This window comes from Mesorhizobium sp. LNHC221B00 (assembly GCF_000502935.1).
In the GTDB taxonomy this organism is placed as follows: domain Bacteria; phylum Pseudomonadota; class Alphaproteobacteria; order Rhizobiales; family Rhizobiaceae; genus Mesorhizobium; species Mesorhizobium opportunistum.
Genome location: NZ_AYWR01000044.1, coordinates 1 through 20,380, shown reverse-complemented (window position 1 = coordinate 20,380; position 20,380 = coordinate 1). Strand labels below are relative to the sequence as shown.

The 20,380-nt window shown below is 64.2% G+C and carries 17 protein-coding genes and 1 pseudogene; 10 read left to right on the top strand and 8 right to left on the bottom strand.

The features are described 5' to 3' along the window. Positions 1-322 (top strand): annotated as a pseudogene (locus tag X741_RS137330) (hypothetical protein); the annotation flags it as partial. Positions 323-442: 120 nt separating this feature from the next. Here X741_RS137330 and dksA read toward each other — a convergent pair. Further along, positions 443-859: an RNA polymerase-binding protein DksA gene (gene dksA / locus X741_RS137335; RefSeq protein ID WP_023769339.1), complete on the bottom strand. Its 417-nt coding sequence runs from the start codon at positions 857-859 to the stop codon at positions 443-445. A gap of 273 nt (positions 860-1,132) precedes the next feature. Between dksA and X741_RS137340 the strand changes: the two genes are divergently transcribed. From X741_RS137340 to X741_RS137355, 4 genes are all read left to right on the top strand, one after another. Further along, positions 1,133-1,636 (top strand): histidine phosphatase family protein, encoded by a 504-nt coding sequence (locus tag X741_RS137340; protein ID WP_023780829.1) that lies wholly within the window; start codon positions 1,133-1,135, stop codon positions 1,634-1,636. Between the two features lie 89 nt (positions 1,637-1,725). After that, on the top strand, positions 1,726-3,204 hold the full coding sequence (locus tag X741_RS137345; RefSeq protein ID WP_031250735.1) for a YcjX family protein: 1,479 nt from the start codon (positions 1,726-1,728) through the stop codon (positions 3,202-3,204). Continuing rightward, on the top strand, positions 3,201-4,310 hold the full coding sequence (locus X741_RS137350) for a TIGR01620 family protein (RefSeq protein ID WP_023780827.1): 1,110 nt from the start codon (positions 3,201-3,203) through the stop codon (positions 4,308-4,310). Before X741_RS137345 ends, X741_RS137350 begins: the two co-directional genes overlap by 4 nt. A 99-nt stretch (positions 4,311-4,409) precedes the next feature. Beyond that, on the top strand, positions 4,410-4,961 hold the full coding sequence (locus X741_RS137355; protein ID WP_023769335.1) for a hypothetical protein: 552 nt from the start codon (positions 4,410-4,412) through the stop codon (positions 4,959-4,961). 80 nt (positions 4,962-5,041) lie between these two features. Here X741_RS137355 and X741_RS137360 read toward each other — a convergent pair whose 3' ends face one another. After that, positions 5,042-5,308, bottom strand: coding sequence for a hypothetical protein (locus tag X741_RS137360; protein WP_023780826.1), 267 nt, complete (start codon positions 5,306-5,308; stop codon positions 5,042-5,044). Between the two features lie 247 nt (positions 5,309-5,555). Here X741_RS137360 and X741_RS137365 point away from each other — a divergent pair, with 247 nt between their 5' ends. Both X741_RS137365 and X741_RS137370 read left to right on the top strand, forming a co-directional pair. Beyond that, complete coding sequence (locus X741_RS137365) at positions 5,556-7,391, top strand: monovalent cation:proton antiporter-2 (CPA2) family protein (RefSeq protein ID WP_023780825.1); 1,836 nt, start codon at positions 5,556-5,558, stop codon at positions 7,389-7,391. 14 nt (positions 7,392-7,405) lie between these two features. Next, entirely contained in the window at positions 7,406-7,951 is a 546-nt protein-coding gene (locus tag X741_RS137370) for a DUF924 family protein (RefSeq protein WP_023780824.1), read from the top strand. A 28-nt stretch (positions 7,952-7,979) separates the two neighbouring features. On the opposite strand, the gene folK is transcribed toward X741_RS137370, so the two are convergent. The 3 genes from folK to folP all read right to left on the bottom strand — a co-directional run bounded on the left by folK (position 7,980) and on the right by folP (position 9,793). Continuing rightward, positions 7,980-8,492, bottom strand: coding sequence for a 2-amino-4-hydroxy-6-hydroxymethyldihydropteridine diphosphokinase (folK, locus tag X741_RS137375; RefSeq protein WP_023780823.1), 513 nt, complete (start codon positions 8,490-8,492; stop codon positions 7,980-7,982). Continuing rightward, positions 8,476-8,835 (bottom strand): dihydroneopterin aldolase, encoded by a 360-nt coding sequence (folB, locus tag X741_RS137380; protein ID WP_023769331.1) that lies wholly within the window; start codon positions 8,833-8,835, stop codon positions 8,476-8,478. The genes folK and folB overlap by 17 nt, the downstream gene beginning before the upstream one ends. Positions 8,836-8,908: 73 nt before the next feature. After that, positions 8,909-9,793 carry a dihydropteroate synthase gene (gene folP / locus X741_RS137385; RefSeq protein ID WP_023780822.1) on the bottom strand — a complete coding sequence of 295 codons (885 nt, stop codon included), beginning with the start codon at positions 9,791-9,793 and terminating at the stop codon, positions 8,909-8,911. A 213-nt stretch (positions 9,794-10,006) separates the two neighbouring features. Between folP and X741_RS137390 the strand changes: the two genes are divergently transcribed. Together X741_RS137390 and X741_RS137395 are read left to right on the top strand one after the other, a co-directional pair. Further along, entirely contained in the window at positions 10,007-10,630 is a 624-nt protein-coding gene (locus X741_RS137390; RefSeq protein ID WP_031250734.1) for a DUF922 domain-containing Zn-dependent protease, read from the top strand. Positions 10,631-10,851: 221 nt separating this feature from the next. Next, complete coding sequence (locus X741_RS137395) at positions 10,852-12,330, top strand: MDR family MFS transporter (protein WP_023780819.1); 1,479 nt, start codon at positions 10,852-10,854, stop codon at positions 12,328-12,330. Between the two features lie 15 nt (positions 12,331-12,345). Here X741_RS137395 and X741_RS137400 read toward each other — a convergent pair whose 3' ends face one another. The 3 genes from X741_RS137400 to X741_RS0136255 all read right to left on the bottom strand — a co-directional run bounded on the left by X741_RS137400 (position 12,346) and on the right by X741_RS0136255 (position 14,246). After that, positions 12,346-13,377, bottom strand: coding sequence for an NAD(P)/FAD-dependent oxidoreductase (locus X741_RS137400; RefSeq protein ID WP_023780818.1), 1,032 nt, complete (start codon positions 13,375-13,377; stop codon positions 12,346-12,348). A gap of 82 nt (positions 13,378-13,459) precedes the next feature. Next, complete coding sequence (locus X741_RS137405; protein ID WP_023780817.1) at positions 13,460-13,780, bottom strand: 2Fe-2S iron-sulfur cluster-binding protein; 321 nt, start codon at positions 13,778-13,780, stop codon at positions 13,460-13,462. Between the two features lie 97 nt (positions 13,781-13,877). Then, a complete protein-coding gene (locus tag X741_RS0136255) occupies positions 13,878-14,246 on the bottom strand; it encodes an Hpt domain-containing protein (RefSeq protein ID WP_013895256.1) in 369 nt (122 codons plus the stop codon). A 272-nt stretch (positions 14,247-14,518) separates the two neighbouring features. On the opposite strand from X741_RS0136255, the gene X741_RS137410 reads away from it, so the two are divergent. After that, positions 14,519-20,380 (top strand): kinesin (locus tag X741_RS137410; protein ID WP_023780816.1); only part of this gene is annotated, 5,862 nt, incomplete at its 3' end.

Genomic DNA, 20,380 nt, shown 5'->3' with positions numbered 1-20,380 from the left:
GGTGACCGCGGCAATGCCCGCCCGCCCGCGCCCGGCAGCGCCGCCACCGGCGCCCGCACCGAAGCCGGCGACGCAACCCTATCAGTCGACCAATGTCACGCCGCTGCCCGCCTATGGCTCCGCCAACGCCAATGTCGTCAAGCACGCGCCGCCGCCGTCAAGGCAGGACAGCATCGACGACACGCTGATGAGGGAACTCGAGGTTTCGCTCGACCAGCCTCGCTCCGGCGGCCCGGTGGGCAAACCGGCGGCCAAGGCGCCGCAGTCCCTCGACGACGAAATGACCAAGCTTCTGGGCGAACTGTCCAGCCAGAAAAAGTAGCGCGCCTGAGCCGCTTGCCGGTGGGCTGGGCTGATTCGGCGCTGAGTTCTCGATAAAAATGGCCGGTTTCCCGGCCATTTCAACATCGATGTCACTGCACCTCAGCGCTGGAAGTACGGCTCAGTCGTCGCGGTAGACTTTCTCGCGGCGCTCATGCCGTTCCTGCGCTTCGATCGACAATGTCGCGATCGGGCGCGCATCGAGCCGCTTCAGCGCGATCGGCTCGCCGGTTTCCTCGCAATAGCCGTAAGTGCCTTCGTCGATGCGCTGCAGCGCCGAATCGATCTTCGAGATGAGCTTTCGCTGGCGATCGCGGGCCCTGAGCTCGATGGCGCGGTCTGTTTCCGAAGAGGCGCGGTCGGCGAGGTCCGGGTGGTTGGCGTTTTCCTGCTGCAGGATTTCGAGAGTTTCGCGCGCTTCGCGTAGTATGTCAGTTTTCCAGGTGACGAGCTTTTGGCGGAAGTAGGATTTCTGTCGTTCGTTCATGAACGGCTCGTCTTCGGAGGGTACGTAATCGGCGGTAACGATGTCGTTCATTCGACTCACCCAAACAGCCCCAAATTTGGCGCCTATATATTCGCGACCAAACGCCTGCACAAGCGCAATCGGCGACCGACTCACGCAATTGTTAAAGTATCCCGGCGGCCCTCCTTGGGGCGAGATGCCCCTGATTCGATGGAGAAAGTGCGTCAACCCTTTGCCGCGCAGTCTCCTGTGATTCATCGCGCCGAGAACACGAACCATTGTGCGCCAAGCCGTTCTCGTGGCTAATCGCGGTGCGGTTTCGGCTTTCGGCGTCATGGAGGTTGGGTGAGCAGGCTCTATCTGTTACGGCACGCCAAGGCCGGTTGGGCGCTGCCCGGCATGCGCGATTTCGATCGCCCTCTCGATGCATCCGGCCGCGCCGATGCCGAGATCATGGGAACAGCCATGCGATCACGGGGCTATGTTCCGGACCTGACGCTGTGCTCCAATGCCAAGCGCGCCAAGGAGACACTCGAGGGCCTGGCCGGCCAGACCGACACCGGCAAGGTTCTGTTTTTCGACACGCTCTACAGCGAGGACGCGGCCGGCTATCTCCGCCTCATCCAGGAGCACGGCGGCTCGGGTTCGCTGCTGGTCATCGGCCACAACCCGATGACGGAGGATCTGGCCATGGCGGTTTCCGGCGACGGCGACGAGACGGCGCGTGCAATGCTCAATCATGGGTTCCCGACCTCCGGCCTGGCGGTGGTGCGTTTCCTCGACGATCTGGCGAAAGCGTCCCAGCACGCCGGCTATCTCGAAGCGTTTCTGACACCGGCCGATCTTTGATCCCGATTTCCGGCGCCATTTCCCAGCGCCATTTCAAAGCTGGGTTCCAGAGCCTATATCGGACGGACAGAAGCCCGAGAGATCACATTTTGGCATCATCGCTGACCACCTTCACCGACGAGGCGAGAATTGCCCTCGATACGCTGTCGGGACGCGCCTCAGGGCTTTTTTCTCCATCGATGCGGTTGGGCGTTACAGGGCTTTCGCGCGCCGGCAAGACGGTGTTCATCTCCGCCCTGGTCCACAATCTGATCCACGGCGGGCGCCTGCCGCTGTTCGAGGCGCAGAAGTCCGGGCGAATCGCACGCGCCTTCCTCGAAGAACAGCCGGATGACGCCGTGCCGCGCTTCCAGTACGAGGATCACATCGCCGCACTGGTCAACGACCGCGTCTGGCCTGATTCGACGCGCGCCATTTCGGAACTGCGGCTGACCATCGAGTATGAATCGGCCTCCGGCTGGAGCCGCATGTTCTCGTCAGGCAAACTGTCGGTCGACATCGTCGACTACCCCGGAGAATGGCTACTCGACCTGCCGCTGCTCGGCAAATCCTTCGCCGATTTTTCGCGCGAGGCCATTGAGATGGCCACTTTGCCGGTGCGCGAGGACCTGTCGTGGGCCTGGCGGGCGATATCCGCCGAGATCGACCCGAACGCCGACGCCGACGAGATGACTGCACGCCGCCTGGCCGAAAGCTTCGCCGCCTATCTCAAGGCCTGCAAGCTCGACGAAAGGGCACTTTCGACCTTGCCGCCCGGCCGCTTCCTGATGCCTGGCGACCTCGAAGGCTCGCCGGCGCTGACTTTCGCGCCGCTGCCTGGCCTCGGCGACAGGCGCCCGCGTAGCGGATCGCTCCATGCCATGATGGAAAGGCGCTACGAGGCTTATAAGACGCATGTCGTCAAACCCTTCTTCCGCGAACACATCACCCGTCTCGACCGCCAGATCGTGCTGATCGACGCCATGCAGGCGCTGAACGCCGGCCCCGGCGCCATGGCCGACCTGGAGCGGGCGGTAACCGAGATCCTGGCCTGTTTCCGTCCCGGGCGGGGCAGTTTCCTCACCGACCTGTTTTCACGGCGCATCGACCGCATCCTGGTCGCGGCGACCAAGGCCGATCACCTGCACCACGAAAGCCATGACCGCTTGCAGGCGATCGTGCGTCGTCTGGCCGACCGTGCCGTGGCGCGGGCGAATTTCACCGGCGCCGACGTCGATGTGGTCGCCATGGCGGCGGTGCGCGCGACCCGCGAAGGCACCGTCAAGCAGGGCCGCGAGACATTGCCGGTCATCATCGGCACGCCGATCGCCGGCGAGAAGATCAACGGTGAAACGTTCGACGGAAAGACGGAAACCGCTATATTTCCCGGTGATTTACCGGAGAAAATTGATGCGGTGTTCGACGTTTCGGGTCCCGACCACAGGCAGGACTCTGCCGACCCGGCAATCCGTTTTGTCCGGTTCCGTCCGCCAAAACTCGAACGCACGGCCGAAGGCGTCACGCTGTCGCTGCCGCATATCAGGCTCGACCGTGCCTTGCAGTTCCTGATCGGGGACCATCTGGCATGACCGCGCCCCGCAAGCCGGCGGCCTTCCGCATCGAGCCGGAGGCCGCGCCGAGACAACAGACGCCACAGGCGCGCCCGGACGAGCCCTCGCGCAAACCTCGTGCGATGAAGCCCGGCGTCGCGCTGGTCATCCCGGCGGAAGTCGACGTCTTCGACGAACCCGATATCATCGCCGCCGAACCGCCGCCGGCGATCGCTCCCAGGAAACGCTCGCTGTTCGGCGGCATTTTCTTCGGCGCCATTGGCGTCCTGGTTTCGCTGGCTGTCGGCCTGCGGACCGACCAGCTCATCCGCGATCTGTTCGCGCGCGCCGAATGGCTGGGCTGGCTGGCCGCCGGCATGGCCGCAGTCGCCGTACTGGCGTTGCTGGTGATACTCATCCGCGAATTCCTGGCGATCGCCCGCCTCGCCGAAGTCGAAAAGCTGCAGAAGCGGGCGCTGGATGCCATCGCCCGCGACGATCCGAAGGCGGCACGGTCGGTGGTCGACGAACTGTCGGCCTTCGTCGCGGCCAAGCCCGAGACGGCGGCCGGCCGCCGCGCCCTGACCGAACTGCGCGGCGAGATCATCGACGGCGGCAATCTGGTACGCTTGGCCGAAGCGGAGATTCTCGGCCCCCTGGACGCCAGGGCCAAGGTGATGATCCTCGAGGCCGCCAAGCGCGTCTCGCTGGTGACGGCGGTCAGCCCGCGGGCGCTCGTTGATGTCGCCTATGTCGTGTTCGAGGCCGGGCGCCTCATCCGCCGGCTGTCGGAACTTTATGGCGGGCGGCCGGGAACGCTGGGGTTCTTCCGCCTGGCGCGCAGCGTGCTGGCGCATCTGGCGGTCACCGGCTCGATCGCTGTTGGCGACAGTTTCGTCCAGCAGATCGTCGGCCACGGCCTGGCGGCACGCCTTTCGGCCAAGCTTGGCGAGGGCGTCGTCAACGGCATGATGACGGCGCGCATCGGCATCGCCGCGATGGAGACCGCTCGTCCCCTGCCCTTCAGCGCCGCGAAGCGCCCGGGCCTGGGCGATTTCCTCTCGGCGCTGACATCGTTTGCGACAAGGAAAGGCGCCGAAACCGCCGAGCCCGGCAAACAAGGTTCGAGCCTTCGAGATGGTTGACAGATTGCGCTTTCGAACACCGAAAGTGACGAAGCATTAACCAATCTTCTTCATGGTCGAACCGGTTTCAAACAGCCTCTTTGTTGCCGGGTGTCGTCGATGAAAAGCGTAATTCTGTCCAGCATCCTGCCTCTCGCCGCCGCGATCACAGCGGTCGCCGGCATCGCCTCGGGGGCGTCAGCGGCGGAGCCGGACAAACAGTTCTTCCATTCGGCCGAAGGCAAATGGGTTGGCCCGGGCGAGATCGTCGCCGGCAAGTACAAGGGCACGAAATTCAACTGCAGCTTCACCGGCTCGACGCCCGACGGCCAGATGGGCATGACGCTCGACGGCGGCTGCCGGGTCGGCATGTTCACCCAGCAGATGTCGGCCAAGATCGAGCGCAGGGGCCGCGACTATAAGGGCTCTTTCATGGGCGGCGCGGCCGGTTCCGGCCTCGACATTATTGGCGGCAATGTGGTCGATGCCCGCAAGGTGGTCTTCACCATCAACCGAAACCAGCTGCGCGGCGTCATGCAGGCCCGCATTCCCGACGACAATTCGATGACCGTGACCGTTGCCGTCCGCGTCGCCGATCAGCTTGTCCCGGTGATCGGCATGAGCCTGAAACGCGTCGATACCGTCGAAGTCGGTTCCATCGCGCCGAACTGACCGTCCTGGATCTTGCCCGAAACAAAAAAGCGGCGACCATCAAGGTCGCCGCTTGGCTTTGATCCCATCGAATCAGGCGTTTAGCCCTTGATCGCCGCGGTCAACTCGTCATAGGCCTTGCAGGCGTCGGCCAAGGTGGTGGTGCCCTGGTATTTCGTTGTCACCGCCTGGACCTTGGCGGTCAGGTCAGCCGCCTTGGACGGATCCTTGGTGATCGCTTCCTGCAGCGCGGCGGCCATGTCCTGCGCTTTCTTGGTCGCGATCTCCGCCGTGCACTCGGGCGCCTTGGAGCAAGCCGAACCGGCCAGCACCGCCAGGCCGACGGCAACAAACAAAAACTTCTTCATGTCAGTCATCTCCTCAAAAAGGGCGCGACTTGATCGTCGCGCCCTCCAATGGCCGAAGCCGAGCGTCCTTAACCTCTGATTGTGGCAAGAAGCAACGTGGTTGCGGCGTCAACTTGTGTATCGCGCCTGCAACATCGCCCTGGTTCCGGATTCGGGGCTGTTCGATCCCCGCCGAAGCCCGTATCTTTGCGCCCTTGTCACACGACTTCACAATCGAAAACGATCCTCGAACGAGCGGAATGACGGCATGGCGGCAGAGGCATCGGGCAGCGATCTGGTCCAGGTGGTGGCGCTGCTTGCTGCCGGCGTCGTCGCCGTTCCTATCTTCAAGCGCATGGGGTTGGGCTCGATTCTCGGCTACCTGGCCGCCGGCGTGGTGATCGGACCGTTCGGCCTGCGCGTCTTTTCCGAATCGGAAGCCATCCTCCATGTCGCCGAACTCGGCGTCGTCATGTTCCTGTTCATCATCGGGCTGGAAATGCAGCCGTCGCGGCTATGGAGCTTGCGCCGCGAGATTTTCGGGCTCGGCGCGTTTCAGGTCGGGGTCTGCGCGGTCCTGCTGACCGGCGTTGGAATGGCCGGCGGGTTTCCAGTCTCGCAATCCTTCGTCGCCGGCGCCGGATTCGTGCTGACCTCGACGGCGATCGTCATGCAGCTCCTCGAGGAACGCGGTGAAATCGCCTCGCCGAAAGGCCAGCGCATCGTCTCCATTTTGCTGCTGGAAGACCTCGCCATCGTGCCGCTGCTGGCCCTGATCGCGTTCCTGGCGCCCGGCGGCGCCGACACCAGCCTGTCGGAGCGGCTGACAGAGGTCGGTATCGGCATTGCCGCGATCGTCGGGCTGGTGGTGGCCGGGCGCTATCTGCTCAACCCCTTCTTCCGCATCCTGGCGGATGCCCGTGCCCGCGAAGTCATGACGGCCGCCGCGCTTCTGGTCGTGCTCGGGTCGGCGCTCGCCATGCAGCTCAGCGGCCTGTCGATGGCGATGGGTGCGTTCCTGGCCGGCGTGCTTCTGTCCGAATCGACCTTCCGCCATCAGCTCGAGGCCGACATCGAACCGTTCCGCGGCATCCTGCTCGGCCTGTTCTTCCTTGCGGTCGGCATGTCGCTCGACCTGCATGTTGTGGCCGCGAACTGGAAGTTGATCGCCATCTATGTCGTCGCCTACATGGCAATGAAGGCGTTCGGCATCTATGCCGTCGCCCGCATCCTCAAGACAGGCCATCGCGAAGCGCTGGAACGCGCGGTCTTCATGGCGCAAGGCGGCGAATTCGCCTTCGTTCTCTATTCCGCCGCCGCCGCTGTCGGCATCATCGACAACCAGGCCAATGCGACGCTCACCGCCATTGTCATCATCTCGATGGTGTTGACCCCGCTGGCGATCGTGGCGTTGCGCTACCTGACGCCGCGCGACGAGCAGTCGCTCGATGGGGTCGATGTCGCCGACGGCCTGAGCGGCAGCGTGCTGATCATCGGCTTCGGCCGCTTCGGCCAGATCGCCAGCCAGCCGCTGCTGCTTCGCGGCATCGATGTGTCGATCATCGACAACGACGTCGAGATGATCCAGGCGGCCGCCGACTTCGGTTTCAAGGTCTACTATGGCGACGGCACGCGGCTCGACATCCTGCATGCGGCCGGTGCCGGCCGGGCGCGCGCCGTGCTCATCTGCGTCGACAAGGCCGATGTCGCGGTTCGCATCGCCGAGCTTGTCAAAGCCGAGTTTCCGTTGCTGACCGTATTAGCCCGCGCCTTCGATCGCGGCACGGCACTGCAGCTCATTCGCGTGGGCGTCGACTTCCAGCTGCGCGAGACCTTCGAATCGGCGCTGGTGTTCGGCGGCTCGGCCCTGGAATCGCTCGGTGTGGATCCGGAGGACGTCGCCGAAACGATCGAGGATGTCAGGCGCCGCGACACCGACCGTTTCGAAACCCAGCTCGCCGAAGGCATTCGCGCCGGACAGCGTTTTCTCAGGGGCAATATCGGAACGCCGATTCCGACGCCGCTCTCCACGCCGCGTCGTGCCGGCCAGGCCCTCAATGAAGAGACGGCCGGCGTGCTGCACAAATCCGAAACTGCCGATTAAATAGGGAACCACGCATGGAATTGGACAGCAGAGCCCTGTCGGTCACCACATTCTGGCGTGACGCTGGCGAGGATGCATGGTTCGAGAAGAACGAGGCTTTCGATGCCGACTTCCGCAATCGCTTTCTCGACCTGCACTACGCAGCCGCGCGGCGTGAATGCGACGGCTGGTCGGATCATGCCGAAGGCTCGCTGGCGCTGATGGTCCTGCTCGACCAGTTTCCACGCAATTGCTTTCGCGGCACCGGCCATATGTGCGCCACCGACCCGCTTGCCAGGCATTTCGCTCAAAAAGCGATCATGGCTGGCCACGATCTGTTGCTCGAACCCGAACTCCGCGTGTTCCTGTATTTGCCATTCGAGCACTCGGAACTGCTCGCCGATCAGGAAAGGTCCGTGGCGCTCACCGCCGCCAATGCGCCGGAATACCTCAAATATGCCGAGGAGCACCGCGATATCATCCAGCGCTTCGGCCGCTTTCCGCACCGCAACAAGATGCTCGGCCGCGATACCACGCCGGAAGAAATGGCATTTCTGGACGGTGGCGGTTTCTCTGGCTGACGCGGGTCTGCTTCTTTATTTTGGTGCTTTATCGCAGCCACCAGTCGCGGCCGGATGGCAGCCGCTCGATACCGGCGGCATCCACCCCGCCCAAACGCTCCGATACGCTTCGCCCGTCGACCGCCAGACGGGGCGCGATCTCGGCCAGCGGCTCCAGGACGAAGGCGCGCTCCAGCATGCGCGGATGCGGCACTTCCAAGCCGGTCTCATGGATGACACGGTCGCCGAACACCAGAATGTCGATGTCGATCAGGCGCGGCCCCCAGCGCTCCTCGCGCACCCGCTTCAGCTTGCGCTCCGCGTCGAGGCAGAGGTCGAGCAGCGCGCGAGGTGAAAGCTGCGTCGACAGTTCGGCCGCGGCATTGAGGAAATCCGGCTGGTCGAGCTTGCCCCAGGGCGGCGTGCGGTAGAGCGAGGAAACAGCGGCCACGCTTGTATCGGCATCGGCGTCGAGAATGCGCAGCGCCGCGGCCATCGAGGCCGCCGGGTCGCCGAGATTGCCGCCGAGGCTGAGATAGACGGTGTTATTCTGGCCAGACAACGGTCACCTCGACGTAATCGAGCACGCCGGGCACCGGGGCATTGGGCTTGCGCACGGTGATTTCGGCCTTCCTGATTTGGGGAAACCGCTCCGTCAGCGCCTTTGCCACCTCCATTGCCAGGGCCTCGATCAGGAAGCGCCGCTCGCCGGTGATGATCTTCTCGATCACCATGAAGGCGATGCCATAATTGACGGTTTCCCCGATCGCGTCGTCGACAAGGGCGCGCCCGGGTTCGACGGACAGCACCGCGTCGACATAGAAACGCTGGCCCAGCGCCTCCTCCTCGTCCAGCACGCCATGCCGGGCAAAGAAGGCGCAGTTTTTCAAGCGGATGACATACATGGCTCAGCGTCCCGGTCCTTAGAGCGACGTGCGTCCACTTGGACGCACAAAATACGCTCTAACACTTTTGAATCTACGCATCGTGCTTTCCGAAAATCGATCCCGATTTTCGGGCCGATGCGGCGGTTTCACGTGCCAGCATAGCATCCGCCATGGCCAGCGCGTCCACGTTGATTGCGACATCGTGGACGCGAAACAGATGCGCGCCCTTGAGCCTGAGGATGACGCTGGTCGCCGCCGTTCCGGCGGCGCGGTCGGCCGCATCGCGGCCGGTGACGGTGCCGATGAAGCGCTTTCGCGAGGTGCCGGCCATCAGCGGAAAGCCGAGCCCATGAAGCTCGGAAAACCGCGCCATCAGGTCGAGGTTTTCCTCCGCCGTCTCCTTGGCGAAGCCGAAGCCGGGGTCGAGCACGATATGGTCGTCGGCGACACCGTGCCCGCGGGCGATCTCCAGCGATTTTCCCAGGAAAGCCAGCTGGTCGGCAATGACGTCGGGCAGCTTCTCGCGATCCCGCCCGGTATGCATGACGATGAGCCCGGCGCCGGTTTCAGCCGCGATGCGCGCAATGTCAGGCTCGCGCTGCAAACCCCAGACATCGTTGACGATGTGCGCGCCGGCAGCCACCGCAAGGCGCGCGGTTTCGGCTCGATAGGTATCGACCGAAATCAGCACGTCGCCGGCGCTCGCCAGCGCCTCGATCACAGGCAGGACGCGCGCCTGTTCCTCCCCGGCCGATATCGCGGCAGCGCCGGGCCTGGTCGATTCCCCGCCGACATCGACAATCCCCGCCCCTTCGGCGATCATGCGGCGTGCCTGGGCCAGCGCCGTCTCGGTTGCATCGAACAGGCCGCCGTCGGAAAAGCTGTCAGGGGTAACGTTGAGGATGCCGGCAACCACGGCTCTTTCGCCAAGGTCGAGATGGCGTCCATGGGCCAGTTGCCATCGCCTCGCCGTCATTGCTCGTCAACCTTGGAGCATGGTGCCGAAAAATGTGAAGCGGTTTTCGGACGACATGATGCTCTACCTCTTTGATTTGGAGGCGAATTCAGATTTCAGGTCAAACCGACCCGAAATCATCCGACTCTAGGCTCATCAACGATGTCTGATCCGCGCCGGATCAATTCCGTTGCGCCGGCAACGGCCGTAAAGCAAGGTGCTCGAAGAGGCAACATGATGAAACGATCCCTGCTCTGCGCACTGCTGCTTGCCATGACCGCAATCCCGGCGGGCGCGGCCAACCTCGTCAAGACATACAGCTATTTTTCCATCGGCGGCAGCACCCTCGACGATATCGAGACGCAGCTTTCCAAACGCGGGCCACAGGTCAAGAGCACGGGCTCCCGCCACCCCGGTGCCACCCAGATGGCCTTCACTACCCGCATCAGCTACGCCCGGCAGGCAGGTTCCTGCCGGATCGCCGACGCCGCCGTGACCGTCAAGGTCAAGGTGATCCTTCCGGAATGGCGCCGCCCGCGCAAGGCGGATGCCGACGTGAAACTGTTCTGGGACACGCTGTCGGCCGACATCAAGCGCCATGAGGAGCGCCATGTCGAGATCGCCAAGAACCATGCCCGCAAGCTGGAAGAGGCGCTGAAGGCGACCTATCCGCGGAAGGATTGCGATACGGCAAAGGCCAAGGCGGCCCAAATCACCGCCGCCGTCCTCGCCGAGCACGACCGCGCCCAGGTGCAGTTCGATCGCGTCGAGGGCGTCAATTTCGAAAGCCGCATCCTGCGGCTGCTGCGCTATCGCATCGAGCGCATCGAGAGTGGCCAATTGCGGCCGCCGGCCTGAATTTTCCTCGGCGCATCCATGGCGCCAATCCGGCCGAAGCGTAGTGCCAGATTCGAAAAATTTTCGAGCGGCGGTCGAAATCGGCCTATAGGGAACGACATATCACGGGTTGGCAGCGCACGACCCATCGAGCACGAGCACCACGACCGATCGCGTGGCGGACGCACCAGGCCAGCCCTGTCGGTGAACCGCACGGCGCGCAAGCACATGGACAAAAGACTATGGACCAGGCTGTCGACAAGCAGACCATGACGGCTGCAGCCACGCCGCTGACCGAAAGCGAGAAGAACGCCATCATCGCCGGCGTGCTTTTGTCGATGCTGTTGGCGGCGCTCGATCAGACCATCGTCGCGCCGGCGATGCCGACCATCGGGCACGCGCTCGGCCATGCGCAGTACCTGCCATGGATCGTCACCGGCTATCTCCTGACCGCGACCGCCATGGCACCGCTCTACGGCAAGATCTCGGATGTTTATGGCCGCCGGCCAACCGTTTATGCCGCCATCCTGATCTTTCTCCTCGGATCGGTGGTCAGCGCGATGGCGCCCAACATGTTTGTGCTGGTCGTCGGCAGGGCCATCCAGGGCGCCGGCGGCGGCGGCCTGTTCACCCTGACGCAAACCGTCATCGGCGACCTCGTCCCGCCACGCGAACGAGCGCGCTACGCCGCCTGGATCTCCGGCACCTGGGCCGTTGCCAGCATCGCCGGGCCGCTGCTTGGCGGCACCTTCGCCGAACATCTTCACTGGTCGCTGATTTTCTGGATCAACATCCCGCTCGGCCTGCTGGCGATGGCGATCATCAACAACCCGCTCAAGAAGCTGCCGATCGCCGCCAAGCGGCATCGCATCGACGGCCTGGGCGCGCTGCTGCTCGTCGCGGCCACGGCCTTGCTGCTGCTGGCGCTCAACTGGGGCGGCAGCGAGTATCCGTGGCTGTCCGGCGAAATCCTCGGGCTGCTGGCGGCATCGGTGGTTTTCTGGGCGGCGTTTTCGCTGCGGCTGCTGCGCGCGGCCGAACCGCTGATCTCGCTTGAAGTGCTGAGCAACCCGATCGTCCGCGCCGGCACCTTGTCGATGTTCCTTCTGCAGGCTGCCAACATAGGCCTGGCGGTCTACCTGCCTGTCTACCTGCAGTCGATCGTCGGCCTGTCGGTCAGCGAGTCGGGTCTTGCGATGCTGGGGCTTTTGCTTGGCACCGTGGCCGGCGCGACATTCAGCGGGCGAACAATACCGCGCTTCGTCCACTACAAGCGGATCGCCATGGTGGGCGTGCTCTTCTCGATCATATGCCTCGGCCTGCTCGCCCTCGTCGCCGGGCACCCTTCGCTGCTGGTCGTCGAAGTCCTGACGGTCTGCATCGGCCTGGGCAGCGGGACGACCTTCCCGGTCGCCACCGTATCGGTCCAGAACGCCGTCGACCGGGCGCATCTTGGCGTCGCGACCGGCGTGCTGACCTTCCTGCGTTCGCTGGGCAGCGCGCTGGGCGTTGCAATGCTCGGCGCCGTCGCCCTCGGCTATGGCCTGCCGCTGGCCGGCGAAGGCACGCTGGCCGTCGGCCAGGTCATATCCGCCGAGCCCTTCGTGATGATCTTCCTTGTCGCCGCGGCGACGCTGTTCCTGGCGCTGATCACGCTTGCGTTGATGCCGGAGAAACCGCTTCGCGGCCAGGCCGAGCACCCGCCGGTGATGGCCGAGTAGAGCCGGTCAGCCAGGTCACTCCACCACGCCGAGTTTCTTTTGCAAGCTCGTGGACGAAGTCGTGTACTGGAACACGATGCGCTCGCCGGGGCTGATGATGCGCTTGGCGGCCTGCGCCATCAGCGCCACTTCGTGAAAACCCGACAGGATCAGCTTCAGCTTGCCGGGATACCAGTTGATGTCGCCCACCGCGAAAATGCCGGGCACCGATGTCTGGAACTTCTCGGTGTCGACCGGGATCAGGTTTTCGTGGAGATTGAGCCCCCATTCCGCGATCGGGCCGAGCTTCATGGTCAGGCCGAAGAATGGCAGCATGCGGGTGCAAGGCACCTCGACATCGCCCTCCGGACCACCCTTGATAGTCGCGGATGAGAGCTGGCCGTCGGCGCCGGTGAGCCCGGTCACCTGGCCAACCTTGAATTCCAGCTGCTTCATCTCCTGCATGGCATACATCTTGTTGACGCTGTCGGGTGCCGCCCGGAATTCGGGCCGTCGGTGGACCAGCGTGACGCTCTTTGCCACCGGCTGCAGGTTCAGCGTCCAGTCGAGCGCCGAGTCGCCGCCGCCGACGATGACCAGGTCGTGGCCGCGAAAATCTTCTATCCGGCGCACCGAATAGAAGACGCTCTTGCCTTCATAGGGTTCGATGCCGGGGATCGGCGGGCGCTTCGGCTGGAACGAGCCGCCACCGGCGGCGATCACCACAACCTTGGCCTCGAACACCTCGTTTTCGTCCGTGGTGACGCGAAAGCCGCCATCCTCCAGCTTCTCGAGGCTGGAAACCATCCGGTTGTAGGTGAAATCCGGCTTGAACGGCGCGATCTGCTCGAGCAGCTTGTCGACCAGCCCCTGCGCCGAGATCGAAGGCCAGCCGGGAATGTCGTAGATCGGCTTCTCAGGATAGAGTTCCGCGCATTGGCCGCCCGGCCGGTCGAGAATGTCGATCAGGTGGCACTTCATGTCGAACAGGCCGAGCTCGAACACCGCGAACAGGCCGACAGGCCCTGCCCCGACAATGAGGACGTCTGTACTGATGGTGCCGGTCATGCGCTCTGCCTCGCTGCTGTGTTGGCGTGAGACTGCATGACCACCGGCTCGCTGCCAAGCGGCAGCGGGAAAAATCGGCTTTTCAGCCCTGGCGCTCCGGCACCCGCACGACGAGGCCGTCAAGCGCGTCGCGCACCTTGATCTGGCAGGAAAGCCGCGAATTCGGCTGGACCTCGTAGGCGAAGTCCAGCATGTCCTCTTCCATCGCCTCCGGCTCTCCGACTTCGGCCGTCCACGCCTCATCGACATAGACATGGCAGGTCGCGCAGGCGCAGGCGCCGCCGCACTCCGCCTCGATCCCCGGTACGGCGTTGCGGATGGCGTTTTCCATGACCGTCGAGCCGTTTTCGGCATCCACGTCGAAATGTGTGCCGTCGTTGGCGATGAAGGTCAGTTTTGTCATTTGTCACCTGAGAGTTTCCGCCGAGATAATCACTCCGGCAGACAAGTCAACTGCCGCGCGAAAGCGCCGCTCCGTGACGTTTTTCCGCAAACCGGGATCAGCGATTGATGGCGGCGATGAAATCGCGCACTTCATCGATCAGCGTGCCAAGCCGTTTGAGTGTCTGACCGTCCTCCGGACGGCGCTCGATCTCGGTGGCGCAATCGGCGATGGCGAAGGCGCCCACGCCGCGCGCCGAGCCTTTCAGCCCATGCGCCAGCAGAAGCCGGCCCTTGACGTCGGCGTCGACTATTTTGTCGCGCACAGATAGCGCCTGCTGTACAAACAGCGCCAGCACCTCTTGCTCGAGGGCGCGATCGCCCATCGTTTGCCGGGCAAGATGTGCCAAATCGACCGGCCGGGACTGCCTCGTTCCCGATACGTCGCCCCCGGGCATTGAGAAGGCAATGCCGCTTTCGCCACGCATGAACTCGAACTCCGTTTTCTTCGGTCGCCTGAAAAACTAGGCGAATCCGGTGGACAACGAGTTAATGAGTGGCCCGGAAAAATGTTGCGAAAGCGGCACCGGAATCACGCTTCTGTTAACCTTATATTTAAAGTTTTACGTATCCCACGGAATGCATGTTTTCTTTACCCCCCTGTGTCATTACGATACGAGGGTCCATTTTCAGCCTCCTGCGCGGGGGTACGACAAAGACAATTATAAGCCCGCGGCAGCTAGTACAGGGTAGCGAAGGCATGGCGAAGAAACTAACGACGACGACGAGAACTCTCGACAACGACGTAGCCAGGGAACTGGAAAAAGCGCTCGATATCGACCTCAGCAGCGACACTGACGGCGATCTCGATATCGCAGCTTCGATGGAAGATCTGGAAGCACAGATATCCCAGGCCGCCGACGAATTGGCACGAGAGGGGCGCAACCAGAAGCCGGAGCCCACCGTCAGTCAGGCCCAGCCCGCCAAGCCCGCGCCAAAAGCCAAACCCGCCGAACTGCGCCCCGTTGAGACGCGCAATGGCAATGGCACACAGGCGACGGGCTTCGGCACACAGGCGACGGGCTTCGCCCCGGCCAATGACGATCGCCAGAAGGATTACAAGACACTCCTGCACAGCCTCAACCGGCGCGCCTCCAACACCGTCTATTGGGTCATTGCCTTTGTCTCGCTCGCCTGGATCGCGGGCGCCGGCGGATTGGCCAACCTGCTTTTCGGACCGAGCATCTGGCGGATCCGCACGCTCGACCAGTTCTTTGCCCGTCCCGAACTGATTGGCCTCGCCGTCGCGGCGATCGTGCCGGTCATCCTGTTCTGGGCCTTCGCGGCGATGATCCGTCGCGCCCAGGACATGCGCATTGCCGCCCAATCGATGACCGAAGTGGCTTTCCGCCTGACCGAGCCGGAAAACCTCGCCCAGGATCGCGTCATGATGATCGGCCAAGCCGTTCGCCGCGAGGTCGCGGCCATGGGCGAAGGCATCGAACGCACGCTCGCCCGCGCCGTCGAACTGGAAACGCTGGTCCATAGCGAGGTCAACCAGATCGAGCGCTCCTATTCGGAAAACGAAACCCGCATCCGCTCGCTCGTCGACGGGCTCGGCAGCGAGCGCGAGGCGGTCGTCACCCATGCGGAGCGTGTCCGCGCCTCGATTTCGGGCGCGCATGAAACGCTCAAGGAGGAAATCGGCGCGGCCAGCGACATCATCCGCGACTCGATCCTCAACGCGTCGACCAAGCTGTCGATGACGATCACCAATTCCGGTGACACGCTCATCGACCGCATCAATGAAAGCTCGATGTCGATCTTCGATTCGGTTGAAGGGCGCCTCGACACCATCACCGACAGGCTGTCGACCTCCGGCGAGGCTTTCGCCTCCCTGCTCGACACCCGCATCGCCAAGTTGACGGACACGACGGACGGCCTGACCCGGTCGCTGACCGACCTGCTCGACGATCGCACCACCGGCATGGTGTCGCTGCTTGGCGGCGCCGCCCGCACCCTCAATTCGGAATTCGAAGCCAGCCTCAACGGCATCGAGCGCACGCTCGCCGAACGCGGCCAGGCGCTGATCAGCGAATTCCAGACCCGCGCCGAGGCACTCGACACCGGCACGCAGAAGCTCAACGCGGCGCTCGAGGCCCGCGCCCGCCAGATCAACGAGACACTGGTCGAACGCGCCCGCGAAATCGCCCACACCTTCGCCGAAAGCAAGGATACGTTGTCCGCGATGATCGATGAGGGCAAGACCCAGATCGGCGCCGACATGGCCGACATCGTCAACTCGACATCGACCATGCTGGAGGCCCGCGCCAGCGACTTTGCCGGACGCATGGAAGCGGCGCGTCATGTCGTCTCGCGTTCGTTCGATTCCGACATCCAGCGCCTTTCCGATGCCCGCGTCGGCATCGAGGAAGCCGTCGAGAACCACAGCCGCAAGCTGTCCGAGAGCCGTGAGCGCATGGCGGCCGCCATGGAGGCGGACCTGGCGAAATTCGACGAGAGCCGTGCCGGCATCGACGCCGCGGTGACCAACCAGGTGCAGAAGCTGGCCGAAGGCCGCAGCCTGATCGCGCGTGCCCTCGAAGAGGATCTGCGCAAGGTCAACGAATCGCGCGCTGCCATCGATGCATCGCTCGGCAGCCATCTCGAAAGGCTGGAGGAAGGCCGCAACCGGCTCTCCCTGGCTCTCAACGAAGACTCCGGGAAGCTCGTGCAAGCTCGTACGATCATTGATGAAATGGTTGCCGGACATGTCGGGAAACTGGCTGAAGGCCGCAACATCCTGTCGCGTGCCCTTGAGGCCGATCTCGGCAAACTGTCCGACAGCCGGGCCGACATCGATGGCCTCGTCGCCGGCCAGGTGGAGAAGATCGCCGAGGGCCGCGCCGTTCTCGCCAAGGCGTTGGAAAACGACATCGCCGGCATCAAGAGCCTTATCGAGTCGCACTCGGCAAAGCTGGCCGAAGACCGCAGCCTGCTCGGCCGTTCGCTCGAGGACGACCTTTCGGGTATAAGGAACCTGATCGAAGATCATTCGGGACGGCTCTCCAACGACCGCAGCCTGCTGTCGCAGACGCTCGAAGCCGACCTTGCCAAGCTGGCCGAGAGCCGCTCGAGCATCGACGGCCTCGTCGCCGGCCAGGTCGAAAAGCTGGCCGAAGGCCGCGACATCCTCAAGCGGGCGCTGGAATCGGACCTCAACACCATCAAGGGCGTCATATCCAGCCAGTCGGAGAAACTGGCCGAGGACCGTGGACAGCTTTCGCGGGTCCTGGAAGCCGACCTGCAGAATGTGAACAGCGTCATCGCCGACCACATGAACAGGCTCGTTCAGGATCGCTCTACCCTGTCGAAGGCTCTCGAGGACGACCTTGCCAAGCTGGCCGAAAGCCGCTCCAGCATCGACGGTCTGGTCGCCGGTCAGGTCGAGAAGCTTTCGGAAGGCCGCGACATCCTGCGGCGCGCCCTGGAAGCCGACCTCAACACCGTCAAGAACACCGTCGCCGACCAGTCGCAAAAACTGGTCGATGACCGTGCTCAGTTCGCCAGGGCACTCGAAGCCGATCTCGAAAGCGTCAACAGCCTTGTCAACAGCCATTCCGAACGGCTCGTCCAGGATCGTTCGACGCTGTCGAAGGCGCTGGAGGACGACCTCGAAGGCGTCAGCAGCCTTGTCAACAGCCACGCGGACAGGCTGGTCCAGGAACGTTCGACCCTGTCCAGGGCACTCGAGGACGACCTTGCCAAGCTGGCCGAAAGCCGCTCCAGCATCGACGGCCTGGTCGCCGGCCAGGTGGAGAAGCTGGCCGAGGGCCGCGACATTCTCAAGCGTGCGCNTCGCTCTACCCTGTCGAAGGCTCTCGAGGACGACCTTGCCAAGCTGGCCGAAAGCCGCTCCAGCATCGACGGCCTGGTCGCCGGCCAGGTGGAGAAGCTGGCCGAAGGCCGCGACGTTCTCAAGCGCGCGCTCGAAGCCGATCTTGCCAAGCTGGCCGAAAGCCGCTCCAGCATCGACGGTCTGGTTGCCGGCCAGGTGGAGAAGCTGGCCGAGGGCCGCGACATTCTCAAGCGTGCGCTCGAAGCCGACCTGCAGAAGCTCACCGAGAGCCGAGGCGACATCGACGGCATCATCGCCGGCCATGTCGGCAAGCTGGCCGAAGGCCGCAACATGCTGAGCCGCGCGCTTGAAGAGGATCTCGGCAAGCTCGCCGAGACCCGCAAGGACGTCGACCGCTCGCTGTCTGGCCACATCGATCAGATCGCGGCCAGGAGCACCGACATTTCCACCGCGATCGCGGCCGACGTGGAAAAGATCGAAGAGGCGTTCAGCCGTCAGACCGGGATCATCGAGGAACGCGCCGGCACCATGGAACGCGCGCTCTCGACCGGCGTCGACAACGTCCGCAACGTGCTCGAAAAGAGCGCCGTCTTCGTCGCCGGCGCTTTGCGCGAAAAGGTCCTGGAAGTTACCAGCGCGCTGCATGAGCAGGCTGGTGCGGCGTTCAGCGACGCCGATCGCAAGATCGCCGAGCGCGCCGAGCAGACGTCCGCCGCATTGCTGGCGCGGGCCGAAGACATCGCCCGTACCTTCGAGGATGCGGATCGTCGTCTCCACGCCCGTGCCGAAGACACTTCGAACACCTTGCTTGCCCGGGCGGACGATACGTCCAGCACGCTGCTGGCCCGCGCCCATGAAACCGCCGACCAACTGGCCGCCCGTGCCAGCGAGATCGCCGGAACCTTCGACATGGCCGACCAGAAGCTCGCCGCCCGCGCCCAGGAGACCGCCGATCAGCTCTCCGCCCGCGTCAACGAGATCGCCGGCACTTTCGACGCGGCCGACCAGAAGCTTGTTGCCCGCGCCGTCGAAACGGCACAGTCGCTGGCCGCCCGCGCCGGTGACATCCTGCGCAACTTCGAAAGCGCCGACCAGCGGCTCGGCGTGCGCATCGGCGAATCGGCCGAGGCGCTCGCTGCCCGCGCATCGGACCTCGGCCGCATCTTCGATGCCGCCGACCAGCAATTGGTATCGCGCATCGCTGAAGGTTCGGACGCGCTGTCCAACCGCGCGTCCGAGATCGGCCGCATCTTCGAAGAGGCCGACCAACGCCTGGTTTCGCGCATCGCCGACAGCACTTCGACGATCGGCGAGCACGCGCAGACCATCGTCGGCGCCTTCGCCAACACCGAGCAGAGGGTCGCCGATCGTGCGCGGCAGACCGGCCAGGAACTGGCCGTGCATGCCCGCGAAATCGAGCAGGCGCTTGCCGGCGCCGACGAGCGTCTCGCATCGAGCGCGGCGGCCGCGGCCGCCCGTGTCGAGGAGCAGGTCGCCAGCGTCGAGAACCGGCTCGCCTACACCGCCGAGACGATGGGCCAGAGGCTCAACGAGCAGGTCTCGAGCGCCGAGGCGCAACTGGTGTCGCGCGCCAATGTGATCGCCGAGACCTTCACTGCGGTCGGCCAGCATATCGGCCAGAGCACCAACGACGCCGCCAAGACGATCGGCGCCAACACCCGTGAGCTCAACACCATGCTCGCGGCGCGCTCCGCCGAGATGTCGAAGATCCTCGACGAAACCGCTCGCCCGTTGGTCGAGCGTTTCGCCCAGGGCGGCTCGGAACTGCAAAAGAGCATGGAAGAGGTCACGGAACGCGCCACCGAGAAGCTGCGCAGCGAGAATGCGGCCCTTGTCAACGCGCTCGCCAGCCGCACCGCCGAGACCTTGTCGGCGGTCGAAGGCGCCCGCTCGTCGCTATCCGACAGCGTCGCCGACCTCATCGGCCGCATGACCAAGTCCAGCTCGCAGCTCGGCCAGCTGATCGAGCAGGCCGCGGTCAATCTCGGCGAGGTCGACGAACGCCTGACCGGCAGCACGCAGAGCTTCGCGGCCACCACCGAAAAGGCGGCACAGACCTTTGCCAGCTCGGCGCGCCTGGTCGATTCGAACACGACAAGGCTGACGGACCTGTCCTCGTCGACCTTGCGTGAGGTCGCCTCGATCGCCACCAAGTTCGACGAACACAGCCGTCTGCTGGCCAGCGCCTCGGACCTGTTGAGTTCGGCCCAGAGCAACCTCGAACACACGCTCGAAAGGCAGTCGTCGCTCGAGGATCTCGCGGTCGGCCTGGTCAAGAAGTCGGAAGATCTCGAAAGGGTCATGCGTTCGTTCGAAAACCTCGTCGGCCAGACGCTGCAGAACGCCGAAGGCAAGACGATGGAGTCGGCCGACAAGATCCGCAACGCCATTACCGACGTCGTCGATTCGGCCACCAAGCGCTTCGCCGATGCGACCGAGGAAATGCGGCGCACCGCGGGCTCAATCAAGAGCGAGCTCGACCTCACCCGCGCCGAGCTCAAGAAGGGCGTCATCGAGATGCCGGAAGAGGCAAAGGAATCGACCTCTGCCATTCGCCGCGCCGTTTCGGAGCAGATCAACGCCCTGAAGGAGCTCTCGGACATCGTTGCCAAGTCCGGTCGTGGCGGCGGCGATGGTTCGGAGCAACGCCCTTTGCGTCCGGCACCGCAAGCACCGGCGGCACGCCCGGCCGAGCCGCCGCGTCGCGCCCCGGCCCCACAGCCGGACCTGCGCACGCCTCAG